Below are 14,675 nucleotides of genomic sequence, written 5' to 3'. Positions count from 1 at the left end.
GCCTTCGTTATCTCGTGTTGTCTTTGATTGCTACTATCATACTATCTTCCCATGGTCGATACATTGTGATGATGTAACAATGATTCGTATTTCTTTTTGTGATGTTATAATAATTTACGCTTACTATACTGCGTTTTCTTCTAATTTACAATATTTCTTTTCGCATAGTATGATACAGGCGGCAAACAGTATCATTGTCCTTTTCCGGAATTATCGCACAGGATTTTTCCATACAGTGCTGCAAGCACCTGCTGAAACAGCGTGCCGATCAGCACCGGAAACAGCACCTCTCCCGGAAAGGATGTCGTGGCGATCACCGCTCCCGCACTGATATTGCGCATACCTGCTCCGTACATCATCGAGATCTGCGTATCCCGGTCCTGTCCCATAAAACGGGCAATCCCCATTCCGACAAGGTAGCCGCCTGCAGCCAGACAGAGGATCAGCCCTGCCACCTCGAGCCGCTCCACCGTCATATGACGAACGTATGGTGCCACCCCGGAGGAATTGGAAGCGACGACAAAGATCAGTGCCATTTTTGAAAACGGCGCCAGCTTCTTCGGAAGTGTATCCTGCGCACGCCCCCTGCTGACCTCATTTAACGTCATTGCCGCCAGTGCCGGCACCGCCACCATAAAGATCAACCGGCGGATCATATGTGTCATGTCGATCGTCACTCTGGAACCAACGAAAAGCCGCAGGGTAAGCGGGATCAGAAACGGTGCCAGAACCGTGTCGATCACGATCAACGCCAGCGTCAGTGCACTGTTGCCGCCATAGATCGTCACCCACATCATACTGACCACCGCCGTCGGAACCGCAAACTCCAAAACCATACCTGTCACCAGATTCGTATTATCCGGAAAGACCAGATTTCCAACACCGCATGCCACACCCGGGATCACAAGATGCAGCAGAAGCATGATAACAAGCAACGCCCATGGTGCCTTAAACACATTTGCCACATCGCGAAACCGGGATTTGAGTGCCCCCGTAAACGTAATAAAAGCAAAGACATAGGGCACATACGGCACTCCATGCTTTGCAATCTGCGGAAACAACACTCCAAACAGCAGGCAGGACGGCGTCACAAATGCCATCCAGCTCTCAATGAAATCGTTGAATTTATAAAGTCCTTTCATAATTAAATCGCTTCCTACTCTTTCTGTCTGTTTTCTCTGTCAAGTAATCTCCCGAAGCCTTGCCTGAACCAACCTTTCCAAAGAATCACGAAACCTCTCATCATCTTCCGCTGTCCGCTTTTTCGGACCCTTGATATGATTCTTGTGAGAGGAGCGGCGTGCCTTGCGGTTCAGATGACGCTCCATCAGCATCTGATCGATATTCTCATTGGTGTACCACTTTCCGGACTGATGGATCGCCGCCGCACCCTTTCCAAGTGCCATCGCGGCTACACCGTAATCCTGCGTCACCACGATATCATCCCTCTTGCAGAGGCTGATCAGCTTGAAATCAACGGCATCTGCCCCTGCTCCCACCACAATCACCTCACTGTAATCAGAGCGCAGCACATGGTTGGTATCACATAGAAGTGTCACCGAAATATGATGACCGCCTGCAATCTTCTCTACAATATCTACCACCGGACAGGCATCGGCGTCAACAAAAATTTTCATGATCTTTCTCCAATATTTATATGTACTTTAACAATCTTTGCCCAAACAATGTAATATGGAACCGCTCCACATGATTGGCACTGATCGTCCCCACTGTCGCCCGAAATTCCACCTGCACAACTCCGAGATTTTGAAATTTCAGCAGCGATCGCATCAGATACGCCCATTCCATATTCTCGTTGCCATCACGATCCACAGCCGTCTGATTTAAAATACGCCCCATATCATCTATATTGATCATATTGAAAAACTTTGTAAAATCCTTCCAGAAAATGGTGTTCTCTCCGTAAATTACATTACGATCCTGCCACCGTGTCGGCGTGAAAAATCCGCCTCCCACGGAGTCGTTTTCATGGCTTTGTGCCGCATTCTGCTGTGCCTCTATATATTTCTGATTCTGTTGCGTCCGCTCCCCTTTCTCGAGGAAATGCTTCAGCCTTTTCAAAAAACGGATATCATTGGCATTGCAGGCAGAGACAATCTCGCATATCTCCTCATCCATTTCCTGCGCATCCTCCATAAGATATGCGATCATGCTGTTGATCAAGGTATCTGTCGTCTCAGGAAACGCCGTCAGACACAGATGTTTGAGATTGTTGCGAAACACATATCTTCCATGCTCGTCCAGACATTCCAGCCGTTCCTGCAGCCTGTCCACACTCACCGTCTGCTCATTCAATTTAACCTCCAGCTCATGCAGACGCCGCTCGATGCTCGCCGCATCGAAAAAGGCACCAATCTCATTTACCACACTGGCGATCACCGGCACTGCGAGAAGCCGCGGATCAACCGCCGGAAGGGCAGAGATAATGGCGGAGGTGATGTTGAGGAGCGGACGCGCTACGGAAGGGCGGGAGTCCTGTGAATCGGGGGTGTTATTCTCGGACATGATTACTCTCCCTCAAACTCCCGGTTCCACATTCTTGTATCCAGAATCTCCTCATACGCATCTGCTGCCGCATCATACTCCGCCTCTTCCTCGATATCCTCCATCTCGAAGTCATCATTTCCAAGGTCGATCAACCGGAACACATAATACTCCGTTACATTCTCAACATCGGACGGAATGACTGCCGCATAGAGACGTCCATCTACCTCGTAGATCTCATCCACATAGAAATCCTTCTCCAGACCGTCCTCATCGGTCAATGTCACCATCGTCTCCTCAAAACCATACTCTTTATCTGCCATAATCCTGATTTCCTTTCTGATCATTGTCTGCCGGTGCGTCAGTCTGTCAGGCACCGAATACTCTTATCACGCCTATTATATCCATATTCTCTCCCAAAGACAATCCTTATGTTATCGATTCTAATTCCATTCCACAACCTCCTGAATAAGGGACAGACCCCATATCACATAAGAGCCAACAGCCCCTGCTCCCAATACCGCCACGGATTATATATTCATAATCCTGCATCTTCCTTTCCTCTCAAAGCCTTAGTTTGACATCATCATTTCTACAAATTACAGACCGCATACAATGGAATATTTTCCATCCATCCCTGATCCATATACTTTAACGTCGAAAAGCGCACCGCCTTATTCGGCTTATATTTATCGCAATATGCTTTTAGACTTTGCGAGCGGATATTCTCACCGGCTTTCACCTCGATCGGAACAATATCCTTTCCCTTTTGAATCAGAAAATCCTGTTCAAAGGTTGCCTTTTCTGTGCCAAAATAATATGGATTATACCGCGTATCTGAAATTAACTGCTGCAAAACATATTGCTCGGTAAGTGCTCCTTTAAATTCGATAAAAATATCGTTGCCTTCTAATATAGATTCCGCTTCCAGTTCGCTCATTGCTCCTAACAAGCCCACATCCAGTACAAAAAGCTTATATGCATTCATGCTCTTATACGCCTTCAATGGCATATTCGGTTCATTCACGCGATTCACTTTATAGATAAGACCACAATCTACCAGCCACTGGATTGCAATCTCGTACTCACTGCTGCGCGCACCCTTTTTTATCTGTCCAAAGAAAAACTTTTTATTTTCTTTGGCAAGCTGTAACGGAACCGAGTCCCATACAAGGCGAATCCTTGGCAGAGTCCGCGCATCCACATGCTTTCCAAAGTCGCCCTCATACTGCCGCACAATATCGTTTTGAATCTGACGAACCTCCGCATAATCCCTGTTTTGACGAAACTCGTCCACAACCGCAGGCATACCGCCTACATAATAATAATTTTTTAACCAGAATAAATACTTCTCCGAAAAATTATCAATCAAGGCATAGTCCTTCGTCGCAAGGGCATCTGCCAGGCTCTGTTCATCCATCGCATAGAGAAATTCCCGAAAATTAAGAGGATACAGATCCAACAGATCTACCTTCCCTACCGGATAAGAAACACCTTCATGAATTGTCACGCCTAAAAGCGAGCCAGCGGCAACAACATGATATTGCGGTGCCTCCTCACAAAAATATTTTAACGATTCCAACACCTTGGGAGAATCTTGTATTTCATCCAGAATAATCAGTGTATCACCCGGTGTGATCGTAACGCCCGACTCGATATTTAAATTCATGAGGATACGTTTTATATCAAAATCCGCCTGGAACACATCATCCATTCTCTTATTATTATAGAATGAAATATATGCTGTTTTCTCATAATGCGTCTTTCCAAATTCTTTCATCAGCCACGTCTTACCAACCTGTCTGGCACCCATTATGATCAGGGGTTTTCGATTTATTTTCTCTTTCCACTGCAAAAGAGCATCCATTGCTGTTCTATACATACTTAATCACCTCTTTATCATTATCATACCACATTTTTTCTGACCTATTCAAGTATATATACTACATTTTTTCTGACCTGATTCCATGAATTTATTACATTTTTTCTGATCTGGTTTTCTTTATTCGCTACATTTTTTCTGACCTGATTCCATAAAAATGTACCAGTCAAAAGGATCGGACACGAAAATACCGCCCCCCAATCGTTAGATTTCCCATTCTAACCTTTGGAGGGCGGTACAAGTTGTGATTGCAGATCAGGATGCAAGGCTCAAATTACCTTTTGTCCCCAACATCCTATTATTATTCCAAACCCGAAAACGCCTTTTCATACAGTGCCAGCACATCCTTTTTCGTCGTGCTTCTCGGATTTACCGCGATATTGCCGCTCTTCATGGCATCGTCTGCCATTGCGTCAAACTTATCCTTCGTTACGCCGACCTCTTCCAGTCCGTCAGGAATGCCAAGGGAGTCGTTGAGCTCGACGATCGCATCCACCAGCATGTCCGGGGTGAACTCCTCCAAAGCAGCCGGCAGCGGTGCAATGTAATTGTAGATATTGAAGTATTTTCCATGATCTGCCAGCGCATTGTATTCTACAATTGTAGGAAGAAGAATTGCATTGGCAACGCCATGCGGAACATTGAAGAAGGCACTGACCGGATGGCTCATGGCATGGACATCGCCGAGACGCGCCCATGAGAACGCAATGCCGGCAAACAGGCTTCCTACAAGCATATTTTCGGCTGCCTCGATATCGCTGCGGTTCGCTGTGTAGCGGCGGATATTCGCACCGATCAGTTCCAGTGCCTTCTCTGCCATTGCATCCGAGAATGGAGATGCGGCCGTGGAAATATATGCTTCAAGCGCATGTACCATCGCATCAATACCACATGCAGCCGCCACAGATACCGGAGCCGTTGTAAGCAGCTCCGCATCCAGGATCGCATAGGACGGGATCAGCTTGTAACTGAAAACCGTCAGCTTATAATTACGGCTGTGATCGGTGATGACCGAAAAAGCGGTCACTTCGGAGCCGGTTCCTGCCGTAGTCGGCACGGCGATCAGCGGAATGATGTCTCCCGGCACTTTGTCAGCGCCCTCATACTCCGTGATGCTTCCGCCGTATTTTGCAACAACGCCGACCGCTTTTGCCACATCCATCGGCGAACCGCCGCCCAGTGCAACGATGAAGTCAGCACCGCTTGCCTTGTACGCTTCCGCTGCTTTATCTACGGTTTCCACGGAAGGATTACCTTCCGTCTCCGTAAATACGCTGCTCTCGATCCCCTTTGCTTTCAGTGCATCTGCACAGGAACCCACAATTCCCATTTTATTTAAATGAGGACCGGATATAATAAATCCATGTTTTCCTCCAAGCTTTTCTGCTACCTCCGGAAGCTTCGCAAGACTTCCTTTTCCCACAATGATGTTCTGTGGTACCGAAAACGTAAATTCTTTCATTGTAATCCTCCATTCCTGCCACTACAAAAGTGAACCGATATATTCCCGCTCCAGCACGGAGTTGATTGCTGCATCGATCGCCGCATCCAGTGCTGCATTGATCTCTTCGTCGCTGGACTGCAGTGCTGCTGCATCCTCATCGGAAATGATCTCGACAAGGGAGCCGAATTCTTCCTTATATTTCAGCTTGCAGACAACGAAGAATACTCCACCAAGTACGCACCAGCCGCCTGCCATTGCCCATTCCTGCCAGACGAGTGTTGCGCCGGATCCCGGGATCATGTACATCAGGATCATAAATGCGGACATCAGCACCGCCATGGTTCCAACAAATTTATAAGGACCAACCTTGTACGGTCTCGGCATATCCGGCTCCTTCTTACGCAGGATCAGGAAAGATAAAGAAACCATACAATAAGCAAGACAGCATCCAAAGTTTCCGGCATCGCATACCCACACCAGCATCTTACGTCCGGCAAGCGGAGCCAGACAGGAAAGCAGTCCGATCAGATACAGGGAATTGATCGGTGTCTTATACTTCGGATGAAGCTTTGCAAACATTTTCGGGATCATATAAGACTCAGCCATCGAATACATCGCGCGGCTTCCGCCGATCATGAATGAATTCCAGCTTGTCACGATACCACACATACCGCCGACGATCAGCACCTTGGACATGATCGAGCTGTTAAATGCCTTTGCCATCGCATCGGCAGTCACCAGACCGGAGCCCCCCATGGCCGCCCCAATCTCCGTGTGATTTAGTACATATCCCACCGCAAGAATAATGAGTGCGTAAAATGTAACCGCCATCACAATGGAAAGAAGCATCATTTTACCAATCTTCTTTAACGGCACATTGATCTCCTCTGCCGCCTGCGGAATTACGTCAAAGCCAATAAAGAAAAACGGGGTTGTCACCGCGACTGCAATTACCGCCTTAAACGAAGTCATTGTATCTTTTCCCAGAAATAGCTGCCCATCCAGATTAGAGGTATCTCCGGTCACAACCGATGCAACGATCAGAAGAATACCGACACCACCGATGATCACGGTGAGAACCGTCTGCAGGATCGCCGCCGTTTTGGCTCCGCGGATATTGATATAGGTGATCAATATTGACATGATGATTGCCACGGCAAGCCATGATGCGTAAATATCAAAGCCTGCAACCGAATAGAGATACCCTTTTAAGAATCCCGGATATATATAAGTAACGATCGTCGGAAGCGCACATGCCTCAAAACACACAACGCTGACATATCCCAGCACGATCGCCCAGGTACAGATAAAGGATCCGGTCGAGCCCATGGCACGGTGACTGAATACATGCTCGCCACCACATTGCGGCATCGCTGCCGTCAGCTCAGCATAGGTAAGACCGATGAAAAAGATCATGATACCGCCGATCACAAAACCAAGCGCTGCGCCGAGCACACCGCCCTTGACGATCCAGTCTCCACTGGATACTACCCAGCCCCAGCCGATCATTGCGCCGAAGGCAATGACCAGAATATCCCATGCACTAAATACCTTGTCAAATTCCGAAGCTTTCTTGTTCTCCATCACAGTCACCTTCCTTCTTCTGCCGTATCCTCAGTTTTGGCAAGTGCCTTTACAACAAATTCTTCAATATATTTTGCAGTTTCTTCCACTCCGAGAACACTGCTGTCGATCAACATATGACGATTGTGTCTTGCGCCACGGTTTGAGCCTGTCATCTGCTTGTAACGGGCATGAAGCATCTGATCATTTTCACGGATCAGCTCCTTCGCCTTTTCCTCGCCCACCTTCAGCTCCTGCATGACATTTTGAACACGCACCTTGTCCGGTGCATAAATAAATACATTGACGCATCTCGGATTATTTCGCAAAATATAGTCACTACATCTTCCGATGATAACACAGGAGGAACGCGCCGCAAGCTTTTTCACAACTTCCTTCTGAATATAAACAACACGGTCCGTCAGATTTTTATACTTCGCCAGACTGGTTGATCCGGCAGCATTTTCCCGTTTACCTTTTACATCTTTGCCGGCGTCCGCCATCTCCATGAGATCGTGGGAGACGCCGGTTTCTTCTATGATCTTATCGATCAGTGTCCGGTCGTAATAAGCAATGCCAAGATTCCTTGCCAGGGCCCTTCCTACAGCAGATCCTCCGCAGCCATACTCACAACCGACTGTAATTACATATTGTTTCAAACTGTTTCCCTCCAGATTATTTACTGAGTTCCTCAACAGATTCCTTGATGATCTCGTATGCCTTATCGCAATCCTCTTCGGTCAGGATCAGTGGAGGTACCATACGGATGATGTGCGCACCGATCGCCGTAATGAGAAGCTTCTTATCAAAACATTTATGCTTAACATCTACGCCGCTGATGGTATCATCAAATTCAACACCAACTAAAAGTCCCTGTCCACGTACTTCCTTAACATGTGGAAGTGTAGAAAGCTTATCCATAAAGTAAGCACCCATCTTCTTTGCGTTGCCGGCGAGATCTCTGTCCAAAAGCTCTCCGATCTGCGCAAGAGATGCCGCACAGGCAACCGGATGACCGCCGTATGTGGTTCCGTGAGAGCCCGGTGTAAATGCCTTTGCCACCTCAGCCGTTGCACAGATTGCTCCGATCGGCATGCCGCCGCCCATTGCTTTTGCCATGGAAACGATATCCGGCTTTACACCATAATTCATATAAGACATCACCGCACCGGTTCTGCACCATCCTGTCTGAACCTCATCCAGCAGAAGAAGAATGCCCTTCTCATCACAGAGCTTACGAAGTCCTGTCATGAACTCCGGTGTTGCCGGATTGACACCGCCCTCGCCCTGTACCGGCTCGATCATGATACCGATCGTGTCATCGGTTACAGCCGCCTTGAAGGAGTCCAGATTATTGTACTCCGCATATGTAAATCCGGGAGTCATATTACCAAAACCGATCTGGCAGGCATTGTCCGGCTGACCGGTCGCACTCATTGCACCAAAGGTACGTCCATGGAAAGACATTTTAGCGGAAACGATGTTGTATTTATTTGGACCGTATTTCTCAACACCATATTTTCTTGCCATCTTGATCATTGCCTCATTTGCCTCAGTTCCTGAATTCTGGAAAAAGATCTTATCCATTCCGATCGTCGTACAGATCTTCTCTGCCAGGAGTGCCTGTGGTACGGTGTATGGATAGTTAAATGTATGAATGATATCCTTTGCCTGATCCTGAATTGCTGCCACAACCTTCTCATTACAGTTACCGGCGCTGTTTACGGCGATACCTGCATAAAAGTCAAGATATGGTGTACCATTCTCATCGTACATATACATATCCTTTGCTGTCTCTGCAATAAAATCAAAACGCTCATAAGTTTCGATCATATATTTGTTTACTTTTTCCTTTAACTGCTCCTTCGTTAATCCTGTTTCTTTTAATTTCATAATCGTATCCTCCTTAATGAATAATCGCTGTGTTGGTTGACTTCCCACTGCGTTACGGGCACCTTCCTGACAAGAAGTTTCCTATAATGCAAAAAAGACGCTGCGTTTTCAAAATAATTTGAAAATCACAACGTCATTGTTGCATGTATGATGTGTTAAATTGTCTGATGTGATGCGTTCAGCATAACATCTGTACTGTGCGTCTGTGTCTCACATCCGCCGTCCTTTATATTGAACACCTATAAAATAGCACGCCATCGCAATCATGTCAATACCAACGGCTAAAAAATTTCACTTTATTTTATTTTGTGCAATATATTGCACGATGTGTGCTATTATAATACCATTTCTACTTCTTACGGAGTACCAAAAATAGTACAGTCAATATAACAGGTCCACCGTAAAAAACGCTTCTTCCTCCATACCTGCACACATTAATATGCAACAAAAAATGTCATAAAACGAACCTTCTGATCCCCGTTGTTGATGTAACGATGAAACTGATCGGATTCAAAACGAAATACATCCGCCGCCGTCACGATATGCTCGCCATCCTTTAATTCCACGGTAAGCTCCCCCTCCATGACCGCAAGATACTCCCGTGTCCGCTCGCCATGGCTTCCGCTGGCGTAAATGCCGTCCGGTTCAATATCGATCCGGTAGATCTCGACCATATGATTATCCTCGATTGGAAAACAGTTCCACACCCGATACTGTCCCGGCACCTCCTTGATCGGCGGTGTCTCCTCCGTCCGGACCAGATACGAATCTAACGGCGGTGTCTGGATCAGCTCATTAAAATCAAGGCGAAGTCCACTTACGATCTTGCCAAGAACGCCGATGGACGGATTGGCTGTTCCGCGCTCAATCTGCGCCAGCATACTCTTGCTGACTCCGGTCTGCTCCGCGACCACGTCCAGACTCATCCCCTTTGAGGTACGGATCCTCTTTAAATTGACGGCAATATTATGTGATAAATAATCCATAGACTTCTTCCTTTCTGTCTGCTTTCAGACCGGTCCGACCGGCAAAGCACAATCATTCGTTGCTCCAGCATCATTATATAAAAGAATCCGCAGGAAAACAACAACCTCCCCTCGTAAATACTGCCTTCCCACCTTGCATTTTCCTCCGGCATCCTGTATTATATTCTTTACCGAACACACATTCTTTCCGTCGTGTGTCTGTGGTTTAATGCTTGCAGTTTGATCGAACGCTTGCAACTTATCGAAAGGCATGATTACATTATGAGACGTAAAAGACTGACTTTACATATATTTTTGTGGGGCATGCTTGCCGCACTGGTCCCGGTGGGGCTTTTATTTTTGTTTTTGTGGAGCGGCGGAGCATACTTTGCGCCTGCTCTGTGTGCAGGACTGATCCTGATCCTTTTCTGCATTTACAAGATCCATTTTCTGCTGCGCTCCCGTTCACATTACATTCGCGGCGACTGGTCACTGACCGATCTGGATGACATTTCCGGTACGGATTTCGAAGCACTGACCTGCGATATTCTTGCCTCCAACGGCTTTGAGCTTGCCCAGAGCACCAAGGCGAGCGGTGATTTCGGCGTTGATGTCCTTGCGTACCGCGATGGAATTTCTTTCGCGATCCAGTGCAAACGCTACAATTACGATGTCGGGATCGAAGCCGTGCAGCAGGTCTATGCCGGACGTGCTTTCTATGAATGTCACGTTGCTATGGTTCTGACGAACCAGTATTTCACGCCGGCAGCCCGCAAGCTGGCAGATAAGATCGGGGTTGTACTCTGGGACCGCGACATGCTGGAAGAGCTGCTTTAGAAAGAGAAAAAGTACCGGACAGACTGAAAGGAGGAGACCATGCATACCGTCAAAATATCCGTGCGAAATCTCGTGGAATTTATTCTGCGAAGCGGCGATATTACCACGTCCGAAAGCGGTCTCGCCGACCCGGATGCCATGCAGGAGGGTACGCGCATCCATAAGAAGCTTCAGAAGCGTATGGGTTCTGCCTACCGTGCCGAGGTTCCCCTTTCGATCACACTTCCGGTCACCTATGACAGTGTATCGGTAGAGATGACCGTAGAGGGCCGCGCTGACGGCATCTTTCCGGAGAAGAACGGCAGCGGCACCACGATTGACGAGATCAAGGGCATTTACCGCCATGTATCGCGACTGACCGGACCCGTTCCTGTCCACAAAGCGCAGGCGATGTGCTACGGCTATATCTATGCCCTTGAGAACAAGCTCAAGGATGTCGGCATCCAGATGACCTACTGCTATATTCCGACGGAGGAGGTGCGTACATTTTCCGAGCGCATCCCTTTTGCAGAGCTTGAGAAATGGTTTATGGATCTCCTTCATGAATATGCAAAATGGGCTGTCTGGCAGATCAAGTGGCAGGAGAGACGCAATGAGAGCATTCAGGAACTTGATTTTCCATTTGAATACCGCGAGGGACAACAGCGTCTTGTCAAAGGCGTTTATCAAAGCATTCTGCGGCGCAAACGGTTATACATCGAAGCACCTACCGGCGTAGGCAAGACAATCTCCACAGTGTTTCCTGCCGTCAAGTCCATCGGCGAGGGTGTCACCGAGAAAATATTCTATCTGACCGCCAAAACAATCACTCGCACCGTGGCAGAGGAGACCTTCTCTCTTCTCTCCGACAGGGGCATGCAGCTGAAGTTCATCACACTGACCGCTAAGGAAAAGATCTGTCTTCTCGACAAGCCACAATGCAACCCACAAACCTGTCCACGGGCGCTCGGTCATTTCGACCGGATCAACGATGCCGTTTACGATATCCTGACCCATGAGGATGCCATTTCGCGCGAACGGATCCTTGCTTATGCGGAGAAGCATGACGTCTGCCCTTTTGAGATGAGTCTTGACATCAGTACCTGGTGTGATGCGATCATCGGCGATTACAATTATGCCTTTGATCCGACTGCCTGCCTCAAGCGTTTCTTCGCCCTTGAGACAGAGAATGACTATGTTTTCCTGATCGATGAGGCACACAATCTGGTGGACCGTGCCCGGGAAATGTACTCCTCCTGCCTTGTCAAGGAGGACTTTCTCAAGATTAAGAAGATCATGACAAAGCACTCCCGCAAAACAGCACGGAGTCTGGAGCGCTGCAACAAGGAGCTGTTAGAATTAAAACGGGGCTGTGAGGAACGCCGCCTTTACGATCCGATCGAGATCGAACCGTTTGTTATGAAGGCTCTGCGCCTGTCCTCCCTGTTAGAAGAATATCTTCACGGTCGCACAGATTCCTCTGATTACATGGCTCTTCCGGACATTACTCCGGGAGATCCCGCCGCACTTCCACTGGACGGCGATGCCCGCGAGGAGGTTCTGGCATTCTATTTTGAACTCCGCTATTTCCTTGCCGTGTTTGAGACGATTGATGACAAATATATCGTTTACGCCGATTATGACAGTGCCGGTGCATTCTGCCTTCATCTGCAGTGCATGGATCCGTCCGGCAACCTGGATCTGTATCTGAAGCGTGGACGCTGCGCCGTTTTCTTTTCTGCCACACTCCTTCCGGTCAATTATTACCGGGAACAGCTTGCGGGCAGAGAGGATGATTATGCGATCTATGCGCCGTCCCCGTTCCAGTCGTCCAACCGTCTGCTGCTCATTGCCCGCGATGTCAGCACGAAATACACCAGACGCACCCCACGGGAATATCAGCGGATCACCGATTATATTCTCCGTTTTATTCAGGCAAAGACCGGAAACTATCTGATCTTTTTCCCGTCCTACCGCATGCTGGAAGACATCCGCGACTATCTGGAGCAATCCGCCTACTGCCGCACATCTGTGGATCTGTATATGCAGGAAAGCTCAATGAGTGAGACAATGCGCGAGGAGTTTCTGTCCCATTTTCAGGACACACCGGTCAGAACAACCGTCGGACTTTGTGTTATGGGCGGTATCTTCGGAGAGGGAATCGACCTGAAGGACAGCCGCCTGATCGGTGCTGTCGTGGTTGGAACCGGGCTTCCTATGGTCTGCACGCAGAACGAACTTTTTCGCAATTATTTCGACGAGAAAAAGGGCACCGGCTTCAACTATGCGTACCGGTACCCGGGTATGAATAAGGTGCTGCAGGCCGCCGGTCGTGTCATACGAACCGTCACCGACCGCGGTGCCATCCTTCTTCTGGACGAACGCTTCCTGCAAAACAGTTATCAGTCGTTATTTCCACGGGAATGGTTCCCGTATGATGTGGTGTCTGCCGAATCCATCGGCAAGCATCTGTCCGATTTCTGGGACAGTTAAACCGTATCGATAAATTTCTGTCCTCCCCCACATAATGATCAGCGTCAATGTTTTCTACGCAGAAGATCTATTCCTGCAGCTCATAAGTCTGTTCAAAAATGTCTCCGCGGATCACATAGATATCCGTCAGATCATCGGATCGGACCGCCATGTAGTCTCCCGGTCTGCCAAGAAAATATTCGTGTCCCTCGCCAGCCGGAAAGATCTTCGTCCGCTTCTCCAGACGGCAGGCGTATATTCCCGCTCCCTTCTTCGGATAGCACAGATGCGCATACTCGTCAATGCTTAAAAATTCCTGCTCCGGCAGCGTCTGAAGCTCCGGCCAGAAGTCCATCATCTGCTCAAACATATCAAGCGGTTCCTGTGTCATTTCGTAGCTGGCATCAAACTTCTTCTGCCGGATATCATAAACCTCACCCTTACAGCCGATCATAATATAAGTATCCGGTGCCGCAGTCACCTCAAGACCAGACTCATTTTCCAGAGAACGCAGCCACAGCTTTTTGCCTGCCGGTACCATATCGATCGTTTTCACATACGCCCATGCCACTCTTTTCTTGCGGTAATACTCCATCCGACGGATCTCTTCGGCATGATCCCTGCCGTATTCTGCCGCATCGATCCATACACAGTCCCGGAAATAGGACTCTGCCTTTTCCATCAAATAGTCGATCGTGTGTCCGATGCCATGCTCCTCCATCTGCAGCTTAAGTATCACCGAAGATACGCGGACACTGGCGCAGAATACATCACCTCGGATCAAGCCGAAATCCGGGATCAGATAATCCAGAAATTCCAGCGGGCGAACCCGTTTCGTATCACTCAGAAACAGCAGACACTTCTCCTCATGTTCTCCCCACACAGCCAGCAGAAAATGATTGCCGGTTTCCCTCAGAAACGCCTTCTTCTCCTCCAGCCACGCAGTATTCCACACGGCATTATCCTTTTCACTTTCCGATCCTCTCAGAAACTCCGTCGCGCGCTCCTCTGAAATCTGCACCGCCACAAGATTCTCCTGTTCATTCCGGCTGCATATCTCCGCCTGTTCTAATATGTTCTGTCCCATATCTGGTACACCATACCCTTTCCTGTGATCTGTCTCTGATCCTGTCAA

Annotated in this window: 13 protein-coding genes; 2 read left to right on the top strand and 11 right to left on the bottom strand. The window is 48.2% G+C overall.

Translation table 11 applies throughout. The features are described from left to right. Positions 1-191 precede the first annotated feature (191 nt). The 10 genes from ACZLMD_RS04155 to ACZLMD_RS04110 form a co-directional block, all read right to left on the bottom strand. Positions 192-1,142: a bile acid:sodium symporter family protein gene (locus ACZLMD_RS04155; RefSeq protein WP_489495164.1), complete on the bottom strand. Its 951-nt coding sequence runs from the start codon at positions 1,140-1,142 to the stop codon at positions 192-194. A 39-nt stretch (positions 1,143-1,181) separates the two neighbouring features. Continuing rightward, complete coding sequence (locus ACZLMD_RS04150) at positions 1,182-1,637, bottom strand: YaiI/YqxD family protein (RefSeq protein WP_489495163.1); 456 nt, start codon at positions 1,635-1,637, stop codon at positions 1,182-1,184. Between the two features lie 16 nt (positions 1,638-1,653). Next, a complete protein-coding gene (locus ACZLMD_RS04145) occupies positions 1,654-2,526 on the bottom strand; it encodes a hypothetical protein (RefSeq protein WP_489495162.1) in 873 nt (290 codons plus the stop codon). Positions 2,527-2,528: 2 nt separating this feature from the next. Next, entirely contained in the window at positions 2,529-2,828 is a 300-nt protein-coding gene (locus ACZLMD_RS04140; protein ID WP_484106927.1) for a DUF1292 domain-containing protein, read from the bottom strand. Between the two features lie 269 nt (positions 2,829-3,097). Then, positions 3,098-4,387: an ATP-binding protein gene (locus tag ACZLMD_RS04135; protein ID WP_022304930.1), complete on the bottom strand. Its 1,290-nt coding sequence runs from the start codon at positions 4,385-4,387 to the stop codon at positions 3,098-3,100. Between the two features lie 301 nt (positions 4,388-4,688). Continuing rightward, positions 4,689-5,849 carry an iron-containing alcohol dehydrogenase gene (locus tag ACZLMD_RS04130; protein ID WP_022304931.1) on the bottom strand — a complete coding sequence of 387 codons (1,161 nt, stop codon included), beginning with the start codon at positions 5,847-5,849 and terminating at the stop codon, positions 4,689-4,691. A 21-nt stretch (positions 5,850-5,870) separates the two neighbouring features. Then, positions 5,871-7,415, bottom strand: a complete 1,545-nt coding sequence (locus ACZLMD_RS04125; protein ID WP_022304932.1) for an APC family permease — start codon at positions 7,413-7,415, stop codon at positions 5,871-5,873. Positions 7,416-7,420: 5 nt separating this feature from the next. Further along, on the bottom strand, positions 7,421-8,053 hold the full coding sequence (locus ACZLMD_RS04120) for a cytidylate kinase-like family protein (RefSeq protein WP_118559140.1): 633 nt from the start codon (positions 8,051-8,053) through the stop codon (positions 7,421-7,423). Between the two features lie 16 nt (positions 8,054-8,069). Beyond that, entirely contained in the window at positions 8,070-9,287 is a 1,218-nt protein-coding gene (locus ACZLMD_RS04115) for an aspartate aminotransferase family protein (RefSeq protein ID WP_022304934.1), read from the bottom strand. Between the two features lie 434 nt (positions 9,288-9,721). Further along, positions 9,722-10,273: a helix-turn-helix domain-containing protein gene (locus ACZLMD_RS04110; protein ID WP_118559139.1), complete on the bottom strand. Its 552-nt coding sequence runs from the start codon at positions 10,271-10,273 to the stop codon at positions 9,722-9,724. 261 nt (positions 10,274-10,534) lie between these two features. On the opposite strand from ACZLMD_RS04110, the gene ACZLMD_RS04105 reads away from it, so the two are divergent. Both ACZLMD_RS04105 and ACZLMD_RS04100 read left to right on the top strand, forming a co-directional pair. Next, on the top strand, positions 10,535-11,089 hold the full coding sequence (locus ACZLMD_RS04105; RefSeq protein ID WP_118559137.1) for a restriction endonuclease: 555 nt from the start codon (positions 10,535-10,537) through the stop codon (positions 11,087-11,089). Between the two features lie 39 nt (positions 11,090-11,128). Next, positions 11,129-13,561 (top strand): ATP-dependent DNA helicase, encoded by a 2,433-nt coding sequence (locus tag ACZLMD_RS04100; RefSeq protein WP_484106930.1) that lies wholly within the window; start codon positions 11,129-11,131, stop codon positions 13,559-13,561. Positions 13,562-13,628: 67 nt separating this feature from the next. Here the strand turns inward: ACZLMD_RS04100 and ACZLMD_RS04095 are convergent, their stop codons facing one another. After that, positions 13,629-14,675, bottom strand: a complete 1,047-nt coding sequence (locus ACZLMD_RS04095; RefSeq protein WP_147403671.1) for a hypothetical protein — start codon at positions 14,673-14,675, stop codon at positions 13,629-13,631.

Source organism: Jutongia sp., from assembly GCF_057878315.1.
The sequence above is the reverse complement of the archived record's forward strand: the minus strand, read 5'-3'. Positions and strand labels throughout refer to the sequence as shown.

Coding starts and splice junctions, on each gene's coding strand:
- ACZLMD_RS04155 (WP_489495164.1), bottom strand. CDS start 1,142: ATGAAAGGACTTTATAAATTCAACGATTTCATTGAGAGCTGGATGGCA.
- ACZLMD_RS04150 (WP_489495163.1), bottom strand. CDS start 1,637: ATGAAAATTTTTGTTGACGCCGATGCCTGTCCGGTGGTAGATATTGTA.
- ACZLMD_RS04145 (WP_489495162.1), bottom strand. CDS start 2,526: ATGTCCGAGAATAACACCCCCGATTCACAGGACTCCCGCCCTTCCGTA.
- ACZLMD_RS04140 (WP_484106927.1), bottom strand. CDS start 2,828: ATGGCAGATAAAGAGTATGGTTTTGAGGAGACGATGGTGACATTGACC.
- ACZLMD_RS04135 (WP_022304930.1), bottom strand. CDS start 4,387: ATGTATAGAACAGCAATGGATGCTCTTTTGCAGTGGAAAGAGAAAATA.
- ACZLMD_RS04130 (WP_022304931.1), bottom strand. CDS start 5,849: ATGAAAGAATTTACGTTTTCGGTACCACAGAACATCATTGTGGGAAAA.
- ACZLMD_RS04125 (WP_022304932.1), bottom strand. CDS start 7,415: ATGGAGAACAAGAAAGCTTCGGAATTTGACAAGGTATTTAGTGCATGG.
- ACZLMD_RS04115 (WP_022304934.1), bottom strand. CDS start 9,287: ATGAAATTAAAAGAAACAGGATTAACGAAGGAGCAGTTAAAGGAAAAA.
- ACZLMD_RS04110 (WP_118559139.1), bottom strand. CDS start 10,273: ATGGATTATTTATCACATAATATTGCCGTCAATTTAAAGAGGATCCGT.
- ACZLMD_RS04105 (WP_118559137.1), top strand. CDS start 10,535: ATGAGACGTAAAAGACTGACTTTACATATATTTTTGTGGGGCATGCTT.
- ACZLMD_RS04100 (WP_484106930.1), top strand. CDS start 11,129: ATGCATACCGTCAAAATATCCGTGCGAAATCTCGTGGAATTTATTCTG.